General features: G+C 66.9%; 17 protein-coding genes and 1 tRNA gene. 4 read left to right on the top strand and 14 right to left on the bottom strand.

What is annotated here, in order from left to right:
• Positions 1-102: 102 nt before the first annotated feature.
• Together AB4Z32_RS16610 and AB4Z32_RS16605 are read left to right on the top strand one after the other, a co-directional pair.
• Positions 103-603 carry a ClpXP protease specificity-enhancing factor gene (locus AB4Z32_RS16610; RefSeq protein ID WP_442122964.1) on the top strand — a complete coding sequence of 167 codons (501 nt, stop codon included), beginning with the start codon at positions 103-105 and terminating at the stop codon, positions 601-603.
• A 21-nt stretch (positions 604-624) separates the two neighbouring features.
• Positions 625-700: transfer RNA gene (locus tag AB4Z32_RS16605), tRNA-Thr, on the top strand.
• A 53-nt stretch (positions 701-753) separates the two neighbouring features.
• Here the strand turns inward: AB4Z32_RS16605 and AB4Z32_RS16600 are convergent.
• Complete coding sequence (locus tag AB4Z32_RS16600; protein WP_442122963.1) at positions 754-2,580, bottom strand: hypothetical protein; 1,827 nt, start codon at positions 2,578-2,580, stop codon at positions 754-756.
• 93 nt (positions 2,581-2,673) lie between these two features.
• Here AB4Z32_RS16600 and hmpA point away from each other — a divergent pair, with 93 nt between their 5' ends.
• Positions 2,674-3,888 carry an NO-inducible flavohemoprotein gene (hmpA, locus tag AB4Z32_RS16595; protein WP_442122962.1) on the top strand — a complete coding sequence of 405 codons (1,215 nt, stop codon included), beginning with the start codon at positions 2,674-2,676 and terminating at the stop codon, positions 3,886-3,888.
• Positions 3,889-3,895: 7 nt separating this feature from the next.
• Here the strand turns inward: hmpA and rtcA are convergent, their stop codons facing one another.
• Positions 3,896-4,915: an RNA 3'-terminal phosphate cyclase gene (gene rtcA, locus AB4Z32_RS16590; protein WP_442122961.1), complete on the bottom strand. Its 1,020-nt coding sequence runs from the start codon at positions 4,913-4,915 to the stop codon at positions 3,896-3,898.
• 2 nt (positions 4,916-4,917) lie between these two features.
• Positions 4,918-6,153 carry an RtcB family protein gene (locus AB4Z32_RS16585; RefSeq protein ID WP_442122960.1) on the bottom strand — a complete coding sequence of 412 codons (1,236 nt, stop codon included), beginning with the start codon at positions 6,151-6,153 and terminating at the stop codon, positions 4,918-4,920.
• 258 nt (positions 6,154-6,411) lie between these two features.
• Here AB4Z32_RS16585 and AB4Z32_RS16580 point away from each other — a divergent pair, with 258 nt between their 5' ends.
• The gene (locus AB4Z32_RS16580) at positions 6,412-7,185 is read left to right on the top strand and encodes a GIN domain-containing protein (RefSeq protein ID WP_442122959.1); all 774 of its coding nucleotides are present in this window, start codon (positions 6,412-6,414) and stop codon (positions 7,183-7,185) included.
• A gap of 20 nt (positions 7,186-7,205) precedes the next feature.
• Here AB4Z32_RS16580 and AB4Z32_RS16575 read toward each other — a convergent pair whose 3' ends face one another.
• The 11 genes from AB4Z32_RS16575 to AB4Z32_RS16525 all read right to left on the bottom strand — a co-directional run bounded on the left by AB4Z32_RS16575 (position 7,206) and on the right by AB4Z32_RS16525 (position 18,004).
• Positions 7,206-7,532, bottom strand: a complete 327-nt coding sequence (locus AB4Z32_RS16575) for a BON domain-containing protein (RefSeq protein WP_442122958.1) — start codon at positions 7,530-7,532, stop codon at positions 7,206-7,208.
• 91 nt (positions 7,533-7,623) lie between these two features.
• On the bottom strand, positions 7,624-8,721 hold the full coding sequence (locus AB4Z32_RS16570; RefSeq protein WP_442122957.1) for a tetratricopeptide repeat protein: 1,098 nt from the start codon (positions 8,719-8,721) through the stop codon (positions 7,624-7,626).
• An 18-nt stretch (positions 8,722-8,739) separates the two neighbouring features.
• Positions 8,740-9,675 carry a type II secretion system F family protein gene (locus AB4Z32_RS16565; RefSeq protein WP_442122956.1) on the bottom strand — a complete coding sequence of 312 codons (936 nt, stop codon included), beginning with the start codon at positions 9,673-9,675 and terminating at the stop codon, positions 8,740-8,742.
• 10 nt (positions 9,676-9,685) lie between these two features.
• Positions 9,686-10,663, bottom strand: a complete 978-nt coding sequence (locus AB4Z32_RS16560) for a type II secretion system F family protein (RefSeq protein ID WP_442122955.1) — start codon at positions 10,661-10,663, stop codon at positions 9,686-9,688.
• An 18-nt stretch (positions 10,664-10,681) separates the two neighbouring features.
• Positions 10,682-12,025 (bottom strand): CpaF family protein, encoded by a 1,344-nt coding sequence (locus AB4Z32_RS16555; RefSeq protein ID WP_442122954.1) that lies wholly within the window; start codon positions 12,023-12,025, stop codon positions 10,682-10,684.
• Positions 12,026-12,044: 19 nt separating this feature from the next.
• A complete protein-coding gene (locus AB4Z32_RS16550; RefSeq protein ID WP_442122953.1) occupies positions 12,045-13,220 on the bottom strand; it encodes an AAA family ATPase in 1,176 nt (391 codons plus the stop codon).
• Between the two features lie 81 nt (positions 13,221-13,301).
• A complete protein-coding gene (locus tag AB4Z32_RS16545) occupies positions 13,302-13,589 on the bottom strand; it encodes a hypothetical protein (protein ID WP_442122952.1) in 288 nt (95 codons plus the stop codon).
• Positions 13,590-13,598: 9 nt separating this feature from the next.
• The gene (locus AB4Z32_RS16540) at positions 13,599-15,152 is read right to left on the bottom strand and encodes a type II and III secretion system protein family protein (RefSeq protein ID WP_442122951.1); all 1,554 of its coding nucleotides are present in this window, start codon (positions 15,150-15,152) and stop codon (positions 13,599-13,601) included.
• Positions 15,153-15,172: 20 nt separating this feature from the next.
• On the bottom strand, positions 15,173-16,021 hold the full coding sequence (gene cpaB / locus AB4Z32_RS16535) for a Flp pilus assembly protein CpaB (protein ID WP_442122950.1): 849 nt from the start codon (positions 16,019-16,021) through the stop codon (positions 15,173-15,175).
• The gene (locus tag AB4Z32_RS16530) at positions 16,022-17,383 is read right to left on the bottom strand and encodes an ATP-binding protein (RefSeq protein ID WP_442122949.1); all 1,362 of its coding nucleotides are present in this window, start codon (positions 17,381-17,383) and stop codon (positions 16,022-16,024) included.
• Between the two features lie 102 nt (positions 17,384-17,485).
• A complete protein-coding gene (locus tag AB4Z32_RS16525; RefSeq protein ID WP_442122948.1) occupies positions 17,486-18,004 on the bottom strand; it encodes an A24 family peptidase in 519 nt (172 codons plus the stop codon).
• Positions 18,005-18,011: the final 7 nt, after the last annotated feature.

Raw genomic sequence — 18,011 nt, 5'->3', positions numbered from 1 at the left:
TCGTCCGGCACACCGGACACCGTTGCACGCCAGTTTTCGACGCCTTGTGGCGAATCGGATTACACTGGCGTGTAACAACTTGTAAGCAAATAGATCCTGAACATGCCAGACATCTCCACCAAGCCATATCTGCTGCGCGCCATCTACGAATGGTGCACGGACAGCGGCTACACGCCTTACCTGGCGGTCAAGGTCGATGCCGCCACCACGGTTCCGATGGAATACGTGAAGAAAGGCGAGATCATCCTCAATATCAGCTACGGCGCAACCTCCGGGCTGAAGATGGACAACGACGCAATCACCTTCCGGGCACGCTTCAACGGCGTCTCGCGCGAACTCTATATTCCGGTGCAAAACGTACTGGCGATCTACGCCAACGAAAACGGCCAAGGCATGGCCTTCGATGTCAGCACCACCGCGGCCGACATGGCGCCGCCGGCATCTGCCCCTTCTTCCGAAGCAGCCGCCGCACCGGGACCGGGGCTGTCCGCCGTGCCGGGCAAGACGTCCAGCGCGCCGAGCGCCGAGGTGTCGCATCTTCCCGACGGCGACAATGAGCCTCCCAAAAAAGGTGGCCGTCCGACGTTGACCAGGATCAAATAAGGGTATAATCCTGGCCACATTGCCGGCTTAGCTCATCAGGTAGAGCAGTTGATTTGTAATCATCAGGTGGCGGGTTCGAGTCCTGCAGCCGGCACCAGAACACAGCAATAAAAGAATGCCTTACGTGTCGATCACGTAAGGCATTTTCTTTTACAGCAGCGCCAACGCGGGCATCCCCTCCTTGCCCAACCAGGTCGTCTCGAAACGCTGCCGCACCAGCCGCAGCGACACCTCATCCCCGCGCTGCCGATACACCTCCATCAGCCCCCGCAGCGCCCAGCCATTGCTCGACGTACGCGCCAGTGCCGACCGGAACACCGTCTCGGCCTCATCGACCCGACCGGAACGCAGCAGCGCCACGCCCAGCGACTGCCGCGTCGGGTAGTACCAGTACGGCGGCTCCATATAAGGCAGGCTGTCCTGCGCCGCTACCGCTTCGCGATAGGAGGCCAATGCCAGCGGAACATCACGCGTCGCGTCGGCCAGGCGGCCGGTGGCGACGTAACGGGCGGTCCTGACGATATCCTTGGCCGGCACGTTCCAGTCCGTGAAAGGCTTGAAGTCGGTCGTGCGCTCGATCGCCGTCAACGCGTCGATTTCGCGCCGGGCATCGACGGCCATGCCTTTGCGCGCGTAGCCGACGGCGCGCGCGTAGTGCCACATCGCCTTCACCAGTACCAGGTCTGGCCCAGGATCCGGCAAGGCGATGAGCGTGTCCGGATCGCTGAACTGCACGTAAGAGAAATACGGTGCGGCCTTCACCGGCTGGATCGGGGGGAACTGCGCGACCAGTTCGTGCGGCAGCGACTTGTCCAGCTTGTCCGCCGCCGCGATGGCGGTCTTGCCATCGCCGCCCATCAGCGCCGATACCATCACGAAGTGGATGTTGTGCGGATAGTAGGCGCCCTTGTAGACCGGGTCGCTGGCGGAGCGGCCAAAGTAGCGTTCGTCGGTGGCGACGGCGTCGATATTGGCTGCCAGCGATTCCTTGTACATGCCGAGCCGATAGTAGATGTGCGAGGGCATGTGCACGATGTGGCCGGCGCCGGGAATCTGCTTCGCCAGCAGGCGCGCATAGGGCAAGGCGCGCTCCGGGCTCGACGATGCTTCGACCGCGTGGATGTAGTAGTGGGCGGCGCCAGGGTGACTGGAATTGCGCGCCAGGACCGTCTCGAGGGCCGCGATCATCTCGGCGGTCCTGCCCTTGGGCCGGGTACCGCCGGCCTGCCAATAATCCCAGGGAGACAGGTCCATCAGCGATTCCGCGTACAGGACCTGGATGGTGTCGTCGGCCGGCCAGGCGCGTGCCGCCTCTCGCATGGCGTCCGCATAAGCCTTGTCGAGATGAGCGCGGTCGTCGACCGGCGCATCGGGATAGCGCTGGGCGACGGCGCGGATCAGCGCCTGCTCATGCGGCCTGGCATGGCCTGCCAGCTGCAGGGCGCGCGAGGCCGCGGCATGGGCCGGCGCGACCGCCTCCGGAAACATCGGCGCATTGATGTTCGGACCGAGCGCCAGCGCTTCGCCCCAGTAGCACATCGCGCAGCCCGGATCGATGCGCGAGGCGGCGCGGAAGGCGCGCACGGCCTCGGCATGGTTGAAGGCGAACATCAGGCGCATGCCTTGGTCAAAATAGGCTTGGGCCCGCGGGCTGGCGGCGCTGACCGGCACGTGCAGCTTGCCGAGATTCCCGTACAGCGGCGGCATCGAGCTGTCGCGCACGGCCGGCAATTGCTGGCCCGGCTGGAAAGGACGGGTCTCGGTCGGGTAGGGTTGCTGAGGCGGCGGCTGGGCCTGCAGCAGGCTGACCAGCAGCACGGGACGCCCGGGTGGGGCTTGTGTGCAGTTCGCAACGCCGGCGAACAGGGGATCAAAGTCCGGACGTTCGGCGGATGTTGGCGCCAGGACAGGCAGCAAGGTGGCGCCGACGCCGACGCCGACGCCGGCGAGCATGGCGGCAAACTGGTGCTTTCGCATGATCCACTCCCGTCAGAGAAAAACCTTGCGCGCGGCCCGAAGGACGGACTTGGAGTACTGTCCCCGCAATCGGCCAACATAAGGAGAATAGCAATGCTGACGCAGAAAACCAAGGACACCGTCAAAGCCACCGCCCCTGTCCTTGCGGCCCACGGCTACGACATCATCAAGCATTTCTACCGCAGCCTGCTCGGCACCCATCCGGAACTGAAGAACGTCTTCAACATGCGCCACCAGGAGCGTGGACAGCAGCAGGAGGCGCTGGCGCGGGCGGTGTATGCGTATGCGGCCAACATCGAGGATCCGAGCTGCCTGGCGGCGGTGCTGGAAGGCATCGCCAACAAGCACGCCAGCCTGGGCGTGAAGCCGGAGCAGTATCCGGTCGTCGGCGAGCATCTGCTGGGGTCGATCAAGGCCGTGCTGGGCGACGCCGCGACCGAGGACATCATCTCGGCCTGGGCCCAGGCCTACGGCAACCTGGCCGACATCCTGATGGGACGCGAGGCCGAATTGCGCGAGCAGCGGGCAGATACGCCGGGCGGCTGGACGGGATGGCGGGAGTTCGTCGTCAGGGCCAAACAGCCGGAGAGCGATGTCATCACCTCCTTCGTGCTGGAGCCGGCCGACGGCCAGCCGGTCGTGAATTTCGAGCCGGGACAATACATCAGCGTGGCGGTGCAGGTGCCGCGCCTGGGCTTGCAGCAGATCCGCCAGTACAGCCTGTCCGACGCGCCGAACGGACGCAGCTACCGCATCTCGGTCAAGCGCGAAGGCGGGCCGGATCCGGCCTCGGAAGGCTATGTGTCGACCCTGCTGCACGACCATGTGCAGGTGGGCGACAGCGTACTGCTGGCGCCGCCCTACGGGAATTTTTTCGTCGACGTGAACGCGACCACGCCGGTGGTCCTGATCAGCGGCGGGGTCGGGCTGACGCCGATGATCAGCATGCTGAACCGCGTGCTGCAGTCGCCGGGCCGCGAGATCGTGTTCGTGCACGGCGCCCGCAACAGCGCGGTGCATGCGATGAAGGACCATCTGCGCGCGACGGCCCTGCGGCATCCGAACTTCAGGACCTTCACCTTCTATAACGAGCCGCTGCCGCAGGATCAGGCCGGCCGGGACTTCGATTTTCCGGGACTGGTCGATATCGACCGGATCGCCGGCGCCATCCTGCTGCCGGATGCCGACTATTACATCTGCGGCCCGATCCCTTTCATGCGCCTGCAGCACGATGCGCTGATCGCGCGCGGGATCAGGGAGACCCGCGTGCACTACGAAGTCTTCGGCCCCGACCTGTTCGCGGAATAAGAGGGTCTCAGCGCGGCGCGACCGTGCAGCAGTCGACCCCGTCGCGCCTGCCGAAACCGAAGCGCACCGGCAGGAACAGCTCGATCACCCCGGCATTGGTGCGCGCATGCATGGACACCTCGTCCACCGTGAAGCCGCCGCCGCCCGCCAGCGCCAGCGGCAGCATCAGCTGGTCGCCCAGGTATTCCGCGACCGCGGCGTTCGAGGACAGATACTGGCGCGCGCGCTGCACCACCTGGCGGGCGACGTTCTCGGCCGAGACGGATTTTTCGCCGAAGGCCGTGAATACCTCGGTTGTGTGCGCGTAGTCGAAGGTCAGCATCAGGGCGTTGCCCGGTCCCTGCTCCGCCGGCAGACTGCGGTTCAGGAGCTGGTCCTCGCCCCAGTTCATGGCCTTGCCGACGCACTCCAGCTCGCGCTGCGCGACCCGCCCCGGGATGGCGGCGATGAAGCATTCGGCATACGCGGCCCGGCGCTCGCCGCGCTCCATCCATTCGTGCGGACGCAGTTGCGCGCAGGGGCTGACGCTGGCGACCACCTCGCCGCCGCCGGCCGGATAGAAGCCGAAGCGCTCCAGCCGCACGTCGATCCGCGCGCCCATCTCGGCCATGGCGCGGCAATAGGCGCGCTGCAGGAACTGGACCGGCGGCGCCATCGGATTGTGGGTACCGCCCGACAGCCTCAGGGTCGAGGGCCGCTCGGCCGTGAGCAGCGCCGGCAGCACGGTCTGCAGCACCAGGGTGCAGCTGCCGGCGGTGCCGATCGCGAAGCGGTAGTCGCCGCCCTGGACTTTATCGGGGACGAACTCCAGCTCCTGGCTGCCGACCGCCGCGCCCTTGACCTCGGCGCCGCAGATCCGGCTGGCGGCCTGCACCGCCACCAGGTGCTGGCGCATCAGGCCGGGCTTGGCGCGCCGCGCACGGATGTTCCGGATGCGGAAGGGCCGGCCGGTGATCATCGCCAAGGTCAGCGCGCTGCGCAGGATCTGGCCGCCGCCTTCGCCCGTCGATCCATCCAGTTCGATCATGTTCATCCTTTCACGCACACGACCTGCTTCAGCGTGTGCACCACTTCGACCAGGTCGCTCTGCGCCTGCATCACGGCGTCGATGTCCTTGTAGGCCATCGGGATCTCGTCGATCACGCCTTCGTCCTTGCGGCACTCGACGCCCTCGGTCGCCTTGACCTGGTCGTCCACCGAATAGCGGCGCTTGGCTTCGGTGCGGCTCATGGTGCGGCCTGCGCCGTGGCTGCAGCTGTTGAAACTCTCCGGATTGCCCTTGCCGCGCACGATATAGCTCTTCGCCCCCATCGAGCCCGGAATGATGCCGAGCTCCCCTTCGCGCGCCGATACGGCGCCCTTGCGGGTCACCAGCACATCCTTGCCGAAGTGGTGCTCCTTCTGCACGTAGTTGTGGTGGCAGTTCACCGCTTCCACGTGGGTCTCGAAGGGTTTCGTGATCACCGTGCGTACCGCCGCGATCAGGTTCCGCATCATCACTTCACGGTTCATGCGGGCGAACTTCTGGGCCCAGCCGACCGCTTCGATGTAGTCGTCGTAGTGCCGCGTCCCCTCCGGCAGATAGGCCAGGTCCTGGTCCGGCAGGTTGATGAAGTGGGTCCGCATGTCCTGCTTGGCCTGCTCGATGAAGTGGGTGCCGATCGCATTGCCGACGCCGCGCGAGCCCGAGTGCAGCATGAACCAGACGAAGCCTTGCTCGTCGAGGCAGATCTCGATGAAGTGGTTACCGGTTCCGAGCGTTCCCAGGTGCTTGTAGTTGTTCGTGTTGCGCAGCCGCGGCGTCTTCTGGCAGATGACGTCGAATTCGTCCTTCAGCGCCATCCAGGCCGTGTCGACGGCTTGCGGCGGCGAATCCCACGAGCCTTTGTCGCGCCCCTTGAAACCGCGCGTCTTGGGCGACATCCCGTGCGGCACCGAGCGCTCGATCGCGCTGCGCAGCGGCCCGAGCTTGTCCGGCAGGTCGTTGGCGCTGAGCGTGGTTTTGGCGGCCATCATGCCGCAGCCGATGTCGACCCCGACCGCGGCCGGGATGATCGCGCCCAGTGTCGGGATCACGCTGCCGATGGTCGATCCCTTGCCCAGGTGGACGTCGGGCATCGCCGCCATGTGCTTGTAGATGAAGGGCATGCGCGCCGTGTTCGCCAGCTGGCGCTTGGCTTCCTCCTCGACCGGCACGCCGCGGGTCCACATCTTGACCGGACGGCCCCCTTCCACGTTCAGGACATCGTAGTGTTCGGTTTTCATCTCATTTCTTCCTGTTCATCGTCGCTCGCCCCGCTGATCCCGATGTCGGGATCGGGATCTCCAGGGCTTCAAACAGGTATATGGGGTGTTGTCCGGGTATGCGAAGGCCTATCCCTCGATTTGGACAATGGAGAGAACTGCAGGGCCAAGAATCCTGCGCTTCATACCGCCGATGCTGCAGTCTGTCGCAATCCGCGGTTTCTCCCGGTTTCCCGAGCCTATAGTGGATTCATCGGCAAACCAACTGGAGAATACGTCATGAACAAACTGCTCGGCACCGCATTCCTGGCCACCGCTTTCTCGATGGGGACGCATGCCGCCTGGGCGGACGACATCGTGCGCGAAAACCGTCCGGTCGACGCCAGGGTCTCGAAGATCCACCTGGGCGGCATCGTCCGCCTGAACGTGCGCCAGGGGCCGACGGCGTCGCTGGTGGTGTCGGGCGACCGCCGTTACGTCTCGAAGATCACGACCACCCAGCGCGGCGATACCCTGTCGATCGATACCGAAAGCGGCAATCACGTGAACTTCGGGCGCAATTCGGGCGAGCTGCGCGCCGACCTGACGGTGCCGAACCTGCAGGAATTCGTCTCGGAGGGCGTGGGCCAGAGCGAGGTCTCGGGCTTCAGCGGCGACAGGCTGGTGGTGTCGCTGGACGGCGCGGGCGCGGTCAAGGTCAGCGGCCAGTACCGCGACATCGATGCCCGCCTGGGCGGCGTCGGCGGCCTGACACTCAACACCACGGGCCAGGCCGACCGCATCGAGGTCAAGCTCGGCGGCGCCGGCCAGATCAGCGTGAGCGGCCAGACCAAGGTGCTCCGCGCCCACCTGGGCGGCGTCGGCAGCCTCGACGCCCAGCAGCTGCGCGCCGATTCGGTCGACCTGGACATGTCCGGCCTGGGCGGCGCCAGCGTGTTCGCCAGGACCGCCGCCAACGTCAACCTGAACGGCATGGGTTCGGCCACCGTCTACGGCAAGCCGGCGACGCGCAACGCCACCACGAATGGCTTCGGGAAGGTGAGCTGGCAGTAAGCGCCGGCTTGCCGGTGGGCTTAGCGGATCACCGTATCGTTCTTCACGGATTTCACGCCCTTCACGCCGCGCGCCAGTTCGACGGCGCGCTGGGCGCTTTCGCGCGAGTCGACGAAGCCGCTCAGCTGGACCGTACCCTTGAAGGTTTCCACCTGAACCTGGGTCGCCTTGACGGTCGGATCGGCGGCAAACGCAGCCTTCACCTTGCCGGTAATGACGGAGTCGTCGATGTATTCGCCAGTGCCTTCACGGGTGGGGGTCGGGGCGCAGGCGACGACCGATACCAGCAGGGTGCCGGCGATGACGGATTGGGCGATAGCGGACTGGAAGCGACGAGTAAAAGCCATGGCAATTCTCCCGAATGATTGAGATTTTTATTATTCCCAATTTCGGTTTAGCCTGTCGCCCGATACTGTTGTGAAAACGGCACCATATGCCTCAAGGGGCGCCGGCGCCGCTTCCCTGCCCTGCCGGCACGGCGTTCGAACGGCTGGCAATCAAGCCGGCCGACAGGTCGCGGCCGATCACCAGCCGCAGGTTGGCGCGGCCGCCCATGCCAACCTCCACCGGCCTGGCGCCGAAGCGCCCGGCCAGCCGCTCGGCCACGCCGCGGAAGGCCGGCTGGTATTCGATACGGGTCTGGCGCACCGCGAAGCCCTTCTCATTGGTCAGCCGCACCACTTTCAGGTCCGGATCGCGCAGCTGGCGCGACATCAGCTTTGCAAGACCCTGGCGCCCGTTGCCGTTGCAGATCTCGAGCGCCGCGACCACGGGCAGGTTCCGGTCCGTCTTCGGCGCCAGCGGCGTAGCCGGCAGCGCCGGTGCGGCCGGCACCGCGCCGCGGGACGGGACCACGCGGCGCAGCTCGAGCATGCCGTTCGGTTTGGTGGCGACTTCGACGAAGGCCCAGTCCTGGTCGGGGCGATGGGTCGTCTTGACCGCCTGTTCGATCGCCGGCAGCCTGGCGCCGCCATCGGCAGCGGCGTAATCGGCGCGGAAATCGTGCTCGCGCAGGGCGCCGGCCTGGCGCAGCATCTGCTTTGCGCGCTCGTCCTGGCCGAGCTGCTGCAGGGTCTCGCCGAGGCGCTGCCAAGTGCGGTGGTTCAGCGGGTCGAGCAGGCAGGCCTTTTCCAGCGCGGCCAGGGCTTCGTCGTACTGGCCGTTGAGGAAATAGGCATGGCCCAGGTTCCCGAACAGGAAGGCGGTGGCGGTGCCCGAGGCCATGGTGGCGCCGCGCGTCAGGTCGCGCCAGATCGGGATCGCCTTCGCGAAATAGCGCTGTTCGGCGTAGGCGATCGCCAGGCCGTTTCGCGCGTTCACATGGCTCGCATCGGACTTCAGCGCCGCCTGGTAGGCCGCGATGGCTTCGTCGTAGCGGCGCGCAAGATGCAGGTTGCGCCCGCGCACGTACTGCTCGTCGGCGGCGGCAACCGCCGCTGACGCCGTCTCCTGCCGCATGTAGGGACTGCTGCAGGCCAGCAGCATCGCGCCGCAGCACAGCAAGGGCAAGGTATGGGTCAGGATTCGGGTACGCATGACGATCTCCGCGAAAAATCAGTGACTGAGGACGGTGCTGAATGTGCGCGCGAGCTGGATCACGGCGGGGCCGAGCAGGACCATCAGCAAGGTCGGGAAAATGCAGAAGATGAGGGGGAACAGCAGCTTCAAGCCGATCTTGGCGGCCGCTTCCTCGGCGATCACGCGGCGCTTGTTGCGCAGATTCTCCGAATACACGCGCAAGGCGTCGCCGATGCTGGTACCAAAACGCTCCGACTGGATCAGCATGGCGACCAGCGAATCGACGTCGTCCAGGCCGACCCGCAAGGCGAAGTTGCGCAGGCTTTTTTCCTTGCTGAAGCCGGCGCGCATCTCCATCAGCACCAGTTGCAGCTCCTGCGCCAGCGTCACGCTCTTGATGTGGATTTCGGCGGCGACCTTCACCAGCGCCCGCTCCAGGCTCAGGCCCGCTTCCACGCAGACGGTGAGCAGGTCCAGCGCATCCGGAATCGTCTCGAAGATCTCGCGCTTGCGGCGCTGGACCACGCGCGCCAGGACCGCGTTCGGCAGGTAGTATCCGCAGGATGCCGCCAGCAGCAGCAGGAACATGATCCGGGTGCCGCTCGGGCTAGCCGGCATGATCGCGATCGCGATGCCGGCCAGCGCGGGCAGGGTCAGGGCCAGCACGGTCTTCGAGGCGAAGTACAGCGTCGGCGCCGCCGGGTTGCGCCAGCCGGCATTCATGAAGCGGGCGCGCAGGGCCGACTTTTCCCAGCCCTCGTCCGGGATCGACAGCTTGGTCAGCGGGCGCACGGCGCGCACCACCCGCTCCATCCAGCCGCTGCGGCGGTCGGCGCCGTCGTCCGGACGGCCCGTCGATTCCGCCAGGCGGGCACGCAAGGCCTGCGGCGCGAACAGCATCATGCCCAGCCATACCAGGCCGCAGGCGATCGCGAACACGATCAGCAGAAACATCAACTGTGCACTCGTCATCGATGCCTCCTCAGATGCGGATACGGATTACCTTGCGCAGCCATATCACGCCGAAAGTGATCATCACCAGCGCATACCAGAGCAGCCGGATGCCGGCCGGGTCGGTCCACAGCGGCTTGATGTAATCCGGATTGATCAGGAGCAGCACGGCGGCCACGCCGAACGGCAGCAGTCCCAGGATCCAGGCCGACATCCTGCCTTCGGCCGACAGCACCCGAACCTGGGCCGCCAGCTTCAGGCGGCCGCGGATGATCTGGCTGATGTTGCCGAGGATTTCAGCCAGGTTGCCGCCGGTCTCGCGCTGGATCAGCACCGCGATGATCAGGTAGCGCAGGTCGGTCAGCGGGATACGCGCCGCCATGTTGTGCAGCGCTTCGCTCATCGGCACGCCGTAGTTGATCTCTTCGCGCGCGATGCGGAACTCGCCGCTGAGCGGCTCCGACAGCTCGTTGCCGACGATTTGCAGCACGTTGGTGAACGAATGGCCGGCACGCAGCGCGCGGGCGATGAAGTCGGCCGCTTCCGGCAGCTGTTCCTCGATGCGGGCCAGGCGCCGTACGCGGGCGCGCCGCACCAGCGTCAGCGGCACCAGCGCGAACAGCAGCGCCACGCCGACCTGCAGCGGCAGCGGCATGGGCCATTGCGCGACCAGGAAGACGCCCGCCAGCAGCGCGGCGCCGGAGCACAGCAGGAAAGACTCGACCGACCACTTCTTCCCGGATTGCAGCAGCAACTGGTCGATCCGGTGGGCGAGCGCGGCACGGTGCAGCAGGCGGTCGGCGAGGTCATGGCGGCTGAAGCGGCGTTGCTTCAGGATCGATATGCGTTCGCCGGTACGGCCGGCGCCGCCGGACATCAGCTGAAGGCGGCGCGCCACCCGCTGCGCCGCTGCGCCGTGGGCGCCGACCCACCACAGGTACACGCCTTCGATGCCGAGAATGATGGCAGCGAACAGGAACACCACGAAAGCATAAAAGAGGATGTCCATGCGAGGCTCCGTGAGCGCCTAGGTGAAGATCCGGTCCGGGTCGAACGTGTCTTCGGGCACCGGCGCGCCGAACATCCTGAGGCGCTCGGCGAAACGCGGACGCACCCCGGTGGCGCAGAAATGGCCCATCACCTTGCCGTCGGCGTCGACCCCGGTCTGCTCGAAGCGGAAGATTTCCTGCATCGAGATGATGTCGCCTTCCATGCCCGTGATTTCCTGCATGCTCACCACCTTGCGGGTACCGTCGGTCAGGCGCGACGCCTGCAGGATCACGGTGATGGCCGAGCAGATCTGCTGGCGGATCGCGCGCGGCGTCAGGTTCACGCCTGCCATGCTGACCATGTTCTCGAGACGCGCCAGGGCGTCGCGCGGCGTGTTCGCGTGGATCGTCGCCAGCGAGCCCTCGTGGCCGGTGTTCATGGCCTGCAGCATGTCGAGCGCCTCGGCGCCGCGCACCTCGCCCAGGATGATGCGGTCGGGCCGCATGCGCAGCGAGTTGCGGACCAGGGCGCGCTGCGTCACCTCGCCCTTGCCTTCGATGTTGGGAGGCCGTGTTTCGAGGCGCACCACGTGCGGCTGGCGAAGCTGCAGCTCGGCGGCGTCTTCGATCGTGACGATGCGCTCGTTGCCGGGGATGAAGCCGGAGATCAGGTTCAGCAGCGTGGTCTTGCCACTGCCGGTACCGCCCGAGATCAGGATGTTGACCTTGGCCAGGCCGAGGCTTTCGAGCACCTTGATCATCGGCGGCGTGACGCTCTTCAGCTCCAGCAGGTTCTGCACCGTGAGCGGGGTTGCGCCGAAGCGCCGGATCGATACCAGCGGCCCATCCACCGCCAGCGGCGGGATGATCGCGTTGACGCGCGAGCCGTCCGGCAGGCGGGCGTCGACCATCGGGCTCGATTCATCGACGCGGCGCCCCACGCGCGAGACGATCTTCTCGATGATCTTCATGAGGTGGGCATTGTCGTGAAAACTGATGTCGGTCAGCTCCAGCCGGCCGCGCCGCTCGACGTACACCTTGCTGCAGGTGTTGACCAGGATGTCGGAAACGGTCGGGTCGTTCAGCAGCGGCTCCAGCGGTCCGAAGCCGAGCATTTCGTGCTGGATGTCGAGCACCAGGTGGTGCCGTTCCTGCTGGTTCAGCACGATGCGCTCTTCCTCGATGATGCGCTGGACCAGCAGCGCCAGCTCGTGCTTGAACTGCTCGCTGGTCAGGCGCTTCAGGCGCTCCAGATCGATCCGGTCGAGGATCATCTGATGCATGGTCTTCTTCAGTTCCTGGTAGGCCTGTTGCGCCACTTCCGGCAGGGAGTGGTGCTGGCGGTCCTCGTCGGTTCCGGACAAACGCTCGCGCAGGGACATGGATCGTCTCCTTCAAAGTTCAGTCATCGCCTTCGCCGCGCCCGAACAGGCGGTCGAGCAGGCCCTTGGTTTCGGTTACGCGGCGCGCGGTCACCACTTCGACCAGGTCGGCCAGGCTGCGCGCCGCGGCGCTGCCGCGCGAGAGCTGCAGGACGGGGATGCCCTGGTTGACCGAGTCGGTGACGGCGACGTAATCGTTGGGAACGGTATGCAGCACCTCGGCGCCGAGCGCCGCGTGCAGGTCCTGAAGCCGCAGGCGTCCGCCCTTCTCGTAGCGGTTGACGATCAGGCGGATGTGATCGGTCACATAACCGAGCGAGCGGAAGATATCCAGCAGGCGCCGCGCATCGCGGATGTCGGGCAAGGCCAGCTGCAGCACCGGGTAGATCGCATCGGTGCTGTCGAGCGCGCGCAGCGAGACGGCATCGATCTGGCGGCCGACGTCGAGCAGGATGTAGTCGTAGTGCTGGCGTGCCACGCGCAGGATGGTGTCGATGTGTTCGGGCTTGGCTTCGGTCGTCTGGCCGGGATCGTCGGCCGCGGCCAGCACGCCGAAGCCGGGCGCCACGTGCACCAGGCAGGATTCGAGAAAGGGGCCGTCGATGCGTGCGATCTGCTGGCACACGTCCGACAGCGTCATCGCCGGCTTCTGGTCGGACACGTACAGCGTGGCGTCGCCGAACTGACGGTGCAGGTCGATCAGCAGCACCTTCCTGTCGGCCAGCGTGGCGAGCGCGTAGCCGAAATTGGTCGAGATGAAGGTCGCGCCGCTGCCGCCCTTGCAGGCGATGAAGGCGAGGATCTTGCCGTCGCGGCTAGAGGCGACGCCGGCGCTGGCGGCAATGCGGTCGATCGCTTCGTGCAGCGCGCGGTGCACCAACGGCAGTTGCAGCACTTCGCGCACGCCCGCACGCATGGCGCGGATCAAGAGCTCGGGGTGGTGATTGTCGGTCAGCAGCATGAAATGCGCTGCCGAGTAATGGCGGGTCAGGCGCTCGAGCAGGTCGCCGTCGGCGACCTCGGCTTCGCTGGTATCGACGATGACGAGGCTGGGCGCCTCAACGAGCGGGCGGTCGAGCGCGTCGCGCAGGCTGACGCGGCTGGCCGCGACATTCAACGGCGGCAGGCGCGCAGCTCCTTGGGAGGCGATCTCCGCGTAAAGCTGGGTATCGCGGCTGATCAGCAGGGCTTTCATCGGATTCCTCGGAACAGCAATCGGTCGGGTCCATATCGGGTTGGGGTGGTGCGCGCTGAAGCCAGTCCGGCAAGCGCTGCATCATTTGGCGCCGCTCCCGCCAATCAGCAGCTGCACCGGCTGCTGCCGATCGGCTTCCTTGAACGAACGCTGATAACGCTCGCGGGCCGCGAGGGCGGCTGTGCCGTCCACGCCGGAGGTGGGGTTGGCATTCGCCGCTGCCGCCGGGTCGATTACCTGGGCCGCCAGGTTGGCGCGCACCGAGGCGCCGAAGTTGTCTTCGAAATGCGGAGTCGCGCTGCAGCCTTGCAGCAACAAGACCGCCAGTGCCGCGGCCGTGGCCGCGAGACGATTGCGTGTGATGACCATCGCTTCCTCCTATTTCAGTTCGAAGCCGCCGGCGCTCTGCGAGGGATTCGCGGCCGGCACCGGGGTCGAGGCGGCGGCCGTGCTGACCTCCGGCGCCGGGCCGTCCAGGCGGCCGCCGAGCAGGACGGCGGCGCGCGACGGCACGCCCACCTTGTCGGTCGGCAGCACATAACCCGGGCCCTGCAGCGGCTTGACCAGGTGGGCCGTGATGACGAATACCAATTCGGTACGGTCGAGCTGGTAATCGGTGCTGCGGAACAGCGCTCCCAGCACCGGAACCTCACCCAGCACCGGCAGTCCCTTCAGGTTGGTGACCAGGTTGTTCTTGACCAGGCCGCCGATCACGAAGCTCTGGCCGTCGTACAGCTGTACGGTGGTGCTGGCGCGACGCGTGGTCACGACCGGCAGGATCGCGGCGCCGCTTAAACCGCCGGTCGAGATGCCCACGCCTTCGCGCGACAGTTCCGAGACTTCGGGCGCGACGCGCAGGTTGATGCGCCCTCCTCCCAGCACGGTGGGGGTGAAGCGCAGGCCGACGCCGAACTCCTTTTCTTCCAGCGTGACGCGGTTGTTATCCTGGGCCACCGGCACGTAGAATTTGCCGCCGGCGAGGAAGGTGCCTTCCTGGCCGCTGATCGCCATCACGTTCGGTTCGGCCAGGATGCGCACCAGGCTGTCCTGGTTTTCCGCATTCACGTTGACCCCGCCTTTGGTCTTGGCGGCCTGCAGCGAACCGTGGGCATTCCCGGTAATGAAATTCGACAGCAGGGCCGCACCCCAGCTACCGCCCCCGAAACGCCAGGCGGCGCCGGCTTCCAGCCGTTCGAGCAGGGATTTCGATACCTCGGCGACCTTCACTTCGAGCTGCACCTGTTGCGGCGCGCGGACCGACAGCAGGTTGATTACCCGTGCGCCCGCCTGGTTCGCATTCGACGTGCCGCCCGCATTGCTGCCGTTGGCGCCGCCCACGGTGCCGGGCGCGGCTTCGTCCTTGTCCGGCATGGCCAGCGGCCGCAAGGGCCGGCGCACATAGGCAGTCGCCAGGGCGACCGCACGCTCGACGGCATCGGCGTCGCTGACGGTACCGCTCAGCACCAGGGTGTCGCCGGCAGCCAGCACCTTGATGTCGCGCTCCTCCGGCAGGGCGGCGGCCAGCGTGGCCTGTACGGCGGACGGATCCATCGCCACCGTGATGTCGAGCATGCTGCAGACGCCGCTCTTGCCCTGCACGATCATGTTGGTGGTGCCGACGTCGACGCCGGCGATATACAGCGTGTCCGGCGCCACCAGGATGGCCTGCACGACCCCGGGGTTGCCGACGCTGCGGTGCTGGACCGCCTCCGGCAGGCGCATTAGCTGGGACTTCCCGACCTGCAGGGCCAGTTGGGCGGGCCGCGCGGCTTCGCCCTGGCAGCGCGGGCCGGCCTCGGAGCGCACCGCGGGCGGATTGTCGTTCGCCTGCGCGGCGGTCTTGGCGGCGGCGAGCGCGGGCCCGGCCGCAGCCATGGCCAGGCCGGCGAAGAGAACACGGACGATCGGCGTATGCATCAGACTTCCGTTCATGGCATCACCCCGGGATAGGTTCAGAAGCACTCCTGCGCCGTGCGCAGGCCGTTGAGCACGGTGACGCAATCACGCTCCACCTTGGCCGCGGTCTTGACCACCACCGGCACCTGGCGCACCACCACGACCGGCTTGGGCGCGGGCTTGGGCGGCGGCGACGCTTCCGGCAGCAGCGTCAGCTTGGTGGCGCCCAGGGTGGAAGCCGATTCCGGATCGACCTGGTTGCGCAGGGCCAGCGACAGCGTGCCCACGCTGCGCGCCAGGTCGAGCTTTTCGGCCTGCTCCGGCGTGACCTCGAGCGTGACCGCATTGACCACCTTCGGCCTGGTCTCGTCACGGTTGACCTCCTGGGCCACAGCCAGCACCAGGATGCGCTCCAGCACGATCTTCGAGATGTTCTGCTCACGCGCGCCGGAACCGGACGGCACGTCCTTCTGCATGCTGACGATGATGTCCACATAATTGCCCGGCAAGGCGAAGCCGGCCACGCCGATCACGTCGTTGACGCGCACGGTGATGGCGCGCTTGCCCTCGGTAATCAGTGCCGACAGCCCGCCCAGGGTGCCGGCCGGGGCCAGCTTGGCTTCGCTGACCGGCTCGCCCATCACCAGGTTGCTCTTGAGGACGCGGCCGCCCAGCTTCTGCGGATCGGTGAAGGCGCCCCTCGGCACACTGTGGGACGGCCAGTCGGCCAGCTTGAACATCTCCGGCGTCAGGCGCTGGCCGAGACTGATGTCGACCGCGGCCACGGCGATCCGTCCTGCAGCGGAGCCCGGCTGGCTCAGGAGCCAGCGCGAGGCAAACACCACGGCCGCCAGGCCGAACAGGATCGCGACTGCCATCATCGCGAGGGCACGCTTGTTCTTCATTTACGCCTCCGGTTCGCAAGCAATGAACATGCTGCGCCAGGCCTGCTCGACCGTCGCCACGGTCAGGCGCGCATCGTGCCCGGCAAAGCCGGCGAAATCGGCGATCCTGTCGAGCAGCTCGCCCGGATAGCAGGCCAGCAGCGCCCGCCCAGACTGCGCGTGCAGGCGCTCGATCAGGTGATCGGCGGCGGCGTCGTCGAACTCGATGCGGCGCAGCCGGCACTGGCGGCGCAGCAGGGCGCGATAGGCCCCTGCCGGCCAGGCACCGATCGCGCCCTTGTAGCCGATCCGGCGCAGGGCCGCGTCATCGAGGATGGTGCCCGGCGCCAGGTTGGTGGCGAACACCACGGCCGCATCGAAGGGTACCGCCTCGGCCTGGCCGCCCTGCAGCGAGAGCTGGTCGATGCCGGCATCGAGCGGGCCGATGAAGCGGTTCAGGAGCTCGGCGGCCTGGATACGCTGGCGGCCGACGTCGTCGATCACCAGCATGCCGTTGTTCGCCTGCAGGTGCGGCGGCGCGTGGTACAGGCCTTCCTCGGCGTCGTAGCGCAGGTCGAGCATCTCGCGTCCGAGTTCGGCGCCGACGTGTACCAGCGGACGCTGGCAGACGGTCCAGCGGGCGTCGCAGCTGCGCCGTTCTTCCTGCTGGCGCGCGGCCGGCGGCTGCGCCACGTGCAGCGCCGGATCGTACAGGCGGATCACCTGGCGGCCGACGGTCAGCGCGTACGGCACCGCGATCGGGCCCGGCAGCAGCCGTCCGAGCTTGCCGGCCAGATGGCTTTTGCCGCTGCCGGACGGACCGTACAACAGCAGCGAGCGGCGCGCGTACAGGGCAGCGCCCAGCACCTCGCGCGTGACCGTGGCCAGTCCATCCTCGCCCAGCGCCGCCGCCAGCTGGGCTGGCGTCACCCGCTCGGCCTGGGCATGGCGCAGCGCCTGGCGCTCGACCACGACGCGATAGGAAGCGAGCGTCACCGGGGCCGGTCCGACATAGCGGCAGCGCGCCAGCGCATCGGCCGCCCCACGCTGGCCGATCGCGGTCAGCTGGTACTGCATGTCGATATCCGATTCGCCGCACCAGGCCACCTCCACCTGCTGCTCGGCGATCAGGGGATTGAGTACTTCGCGCAGCACGTTGATGGACAGGCGCAGCTTGCCGGCCAGGACCGCCAGCGGCGCCTTGCCGCTGGCCTGGATCGCCTTCAGCACCAGATCGGTGACGAAGCGCGGCTCCAGGCCGGTGTCGCGCACCGTCTTGGGCTGGCGCGGCAGGATGGGCGCGATCTCCGGAAGGTCCGGCGCCGCCATGTGCGCGGCGCGCGGCACCGTCGCGATACTGCCAGTCGATAGCGTTTCAAGCATCGGAATCCCCTAGAAGCCTTCATGTTTTCCGAAACAGGTCGGATTGATTCTAGCGATCGCTCCCGGGGCCGCTCTTGCGTTCGGCCAAAAGCGGACTCGGCCTTAATGACGGACCAGGACCGCAATCGTTCCGAGCGCGATCGCCAGCCCATATGGCATCGCGCCGATACTCGGCTGCGCCGCCGGCATCGCCAGGCGCGCGCCCGGCATCCAGACCGTGCACAGAATGCCTTTGATATTGACCAGGACCTGGCGCAGGCGGCCTTTGACCAGCACCAGCAGCAAGGCCATCACGCCGCCGACGCACCAGCTCAGCACGGCAACTTCGAAAGCATCGCCCGGCCCGACGAAAGTGCCGACCACCGCCATCATCTTGACGTCGCCGGCAGCCATCCCGCGCGCCATGTAAAACGGCAGGAACACCGCCAGGCCGACACCCATCCCAGCGAGCGCCGCCAGCAGCGAGGACAAGGGATCGGACGACAGCAGATGCAGGCAGAACGCGCCGGCCAGCCCGGCCAGCAGCAGACGGTTCGGGATCCGGCGCGTGGCCAAGTCGTTGACGGCGGCAATGCTCACCAGCAGAAGCAGGACCACGTCGAGGTACTGTTCGATCGGCATAGCCTCC

It is taken from the genome of Massilia sp. 2TAF26, assembly GCF_052115005.1.
GTDB lineage: Bacteria > Pseudomonadota > Gammaproteobacteria > Burkholderiales > Burkholderiaceae_D > Telluria.
Note: the sequence above shows the minus strand (reverse complement) of the source record. Positions and strands in the feature narration are given on the sequence as shown.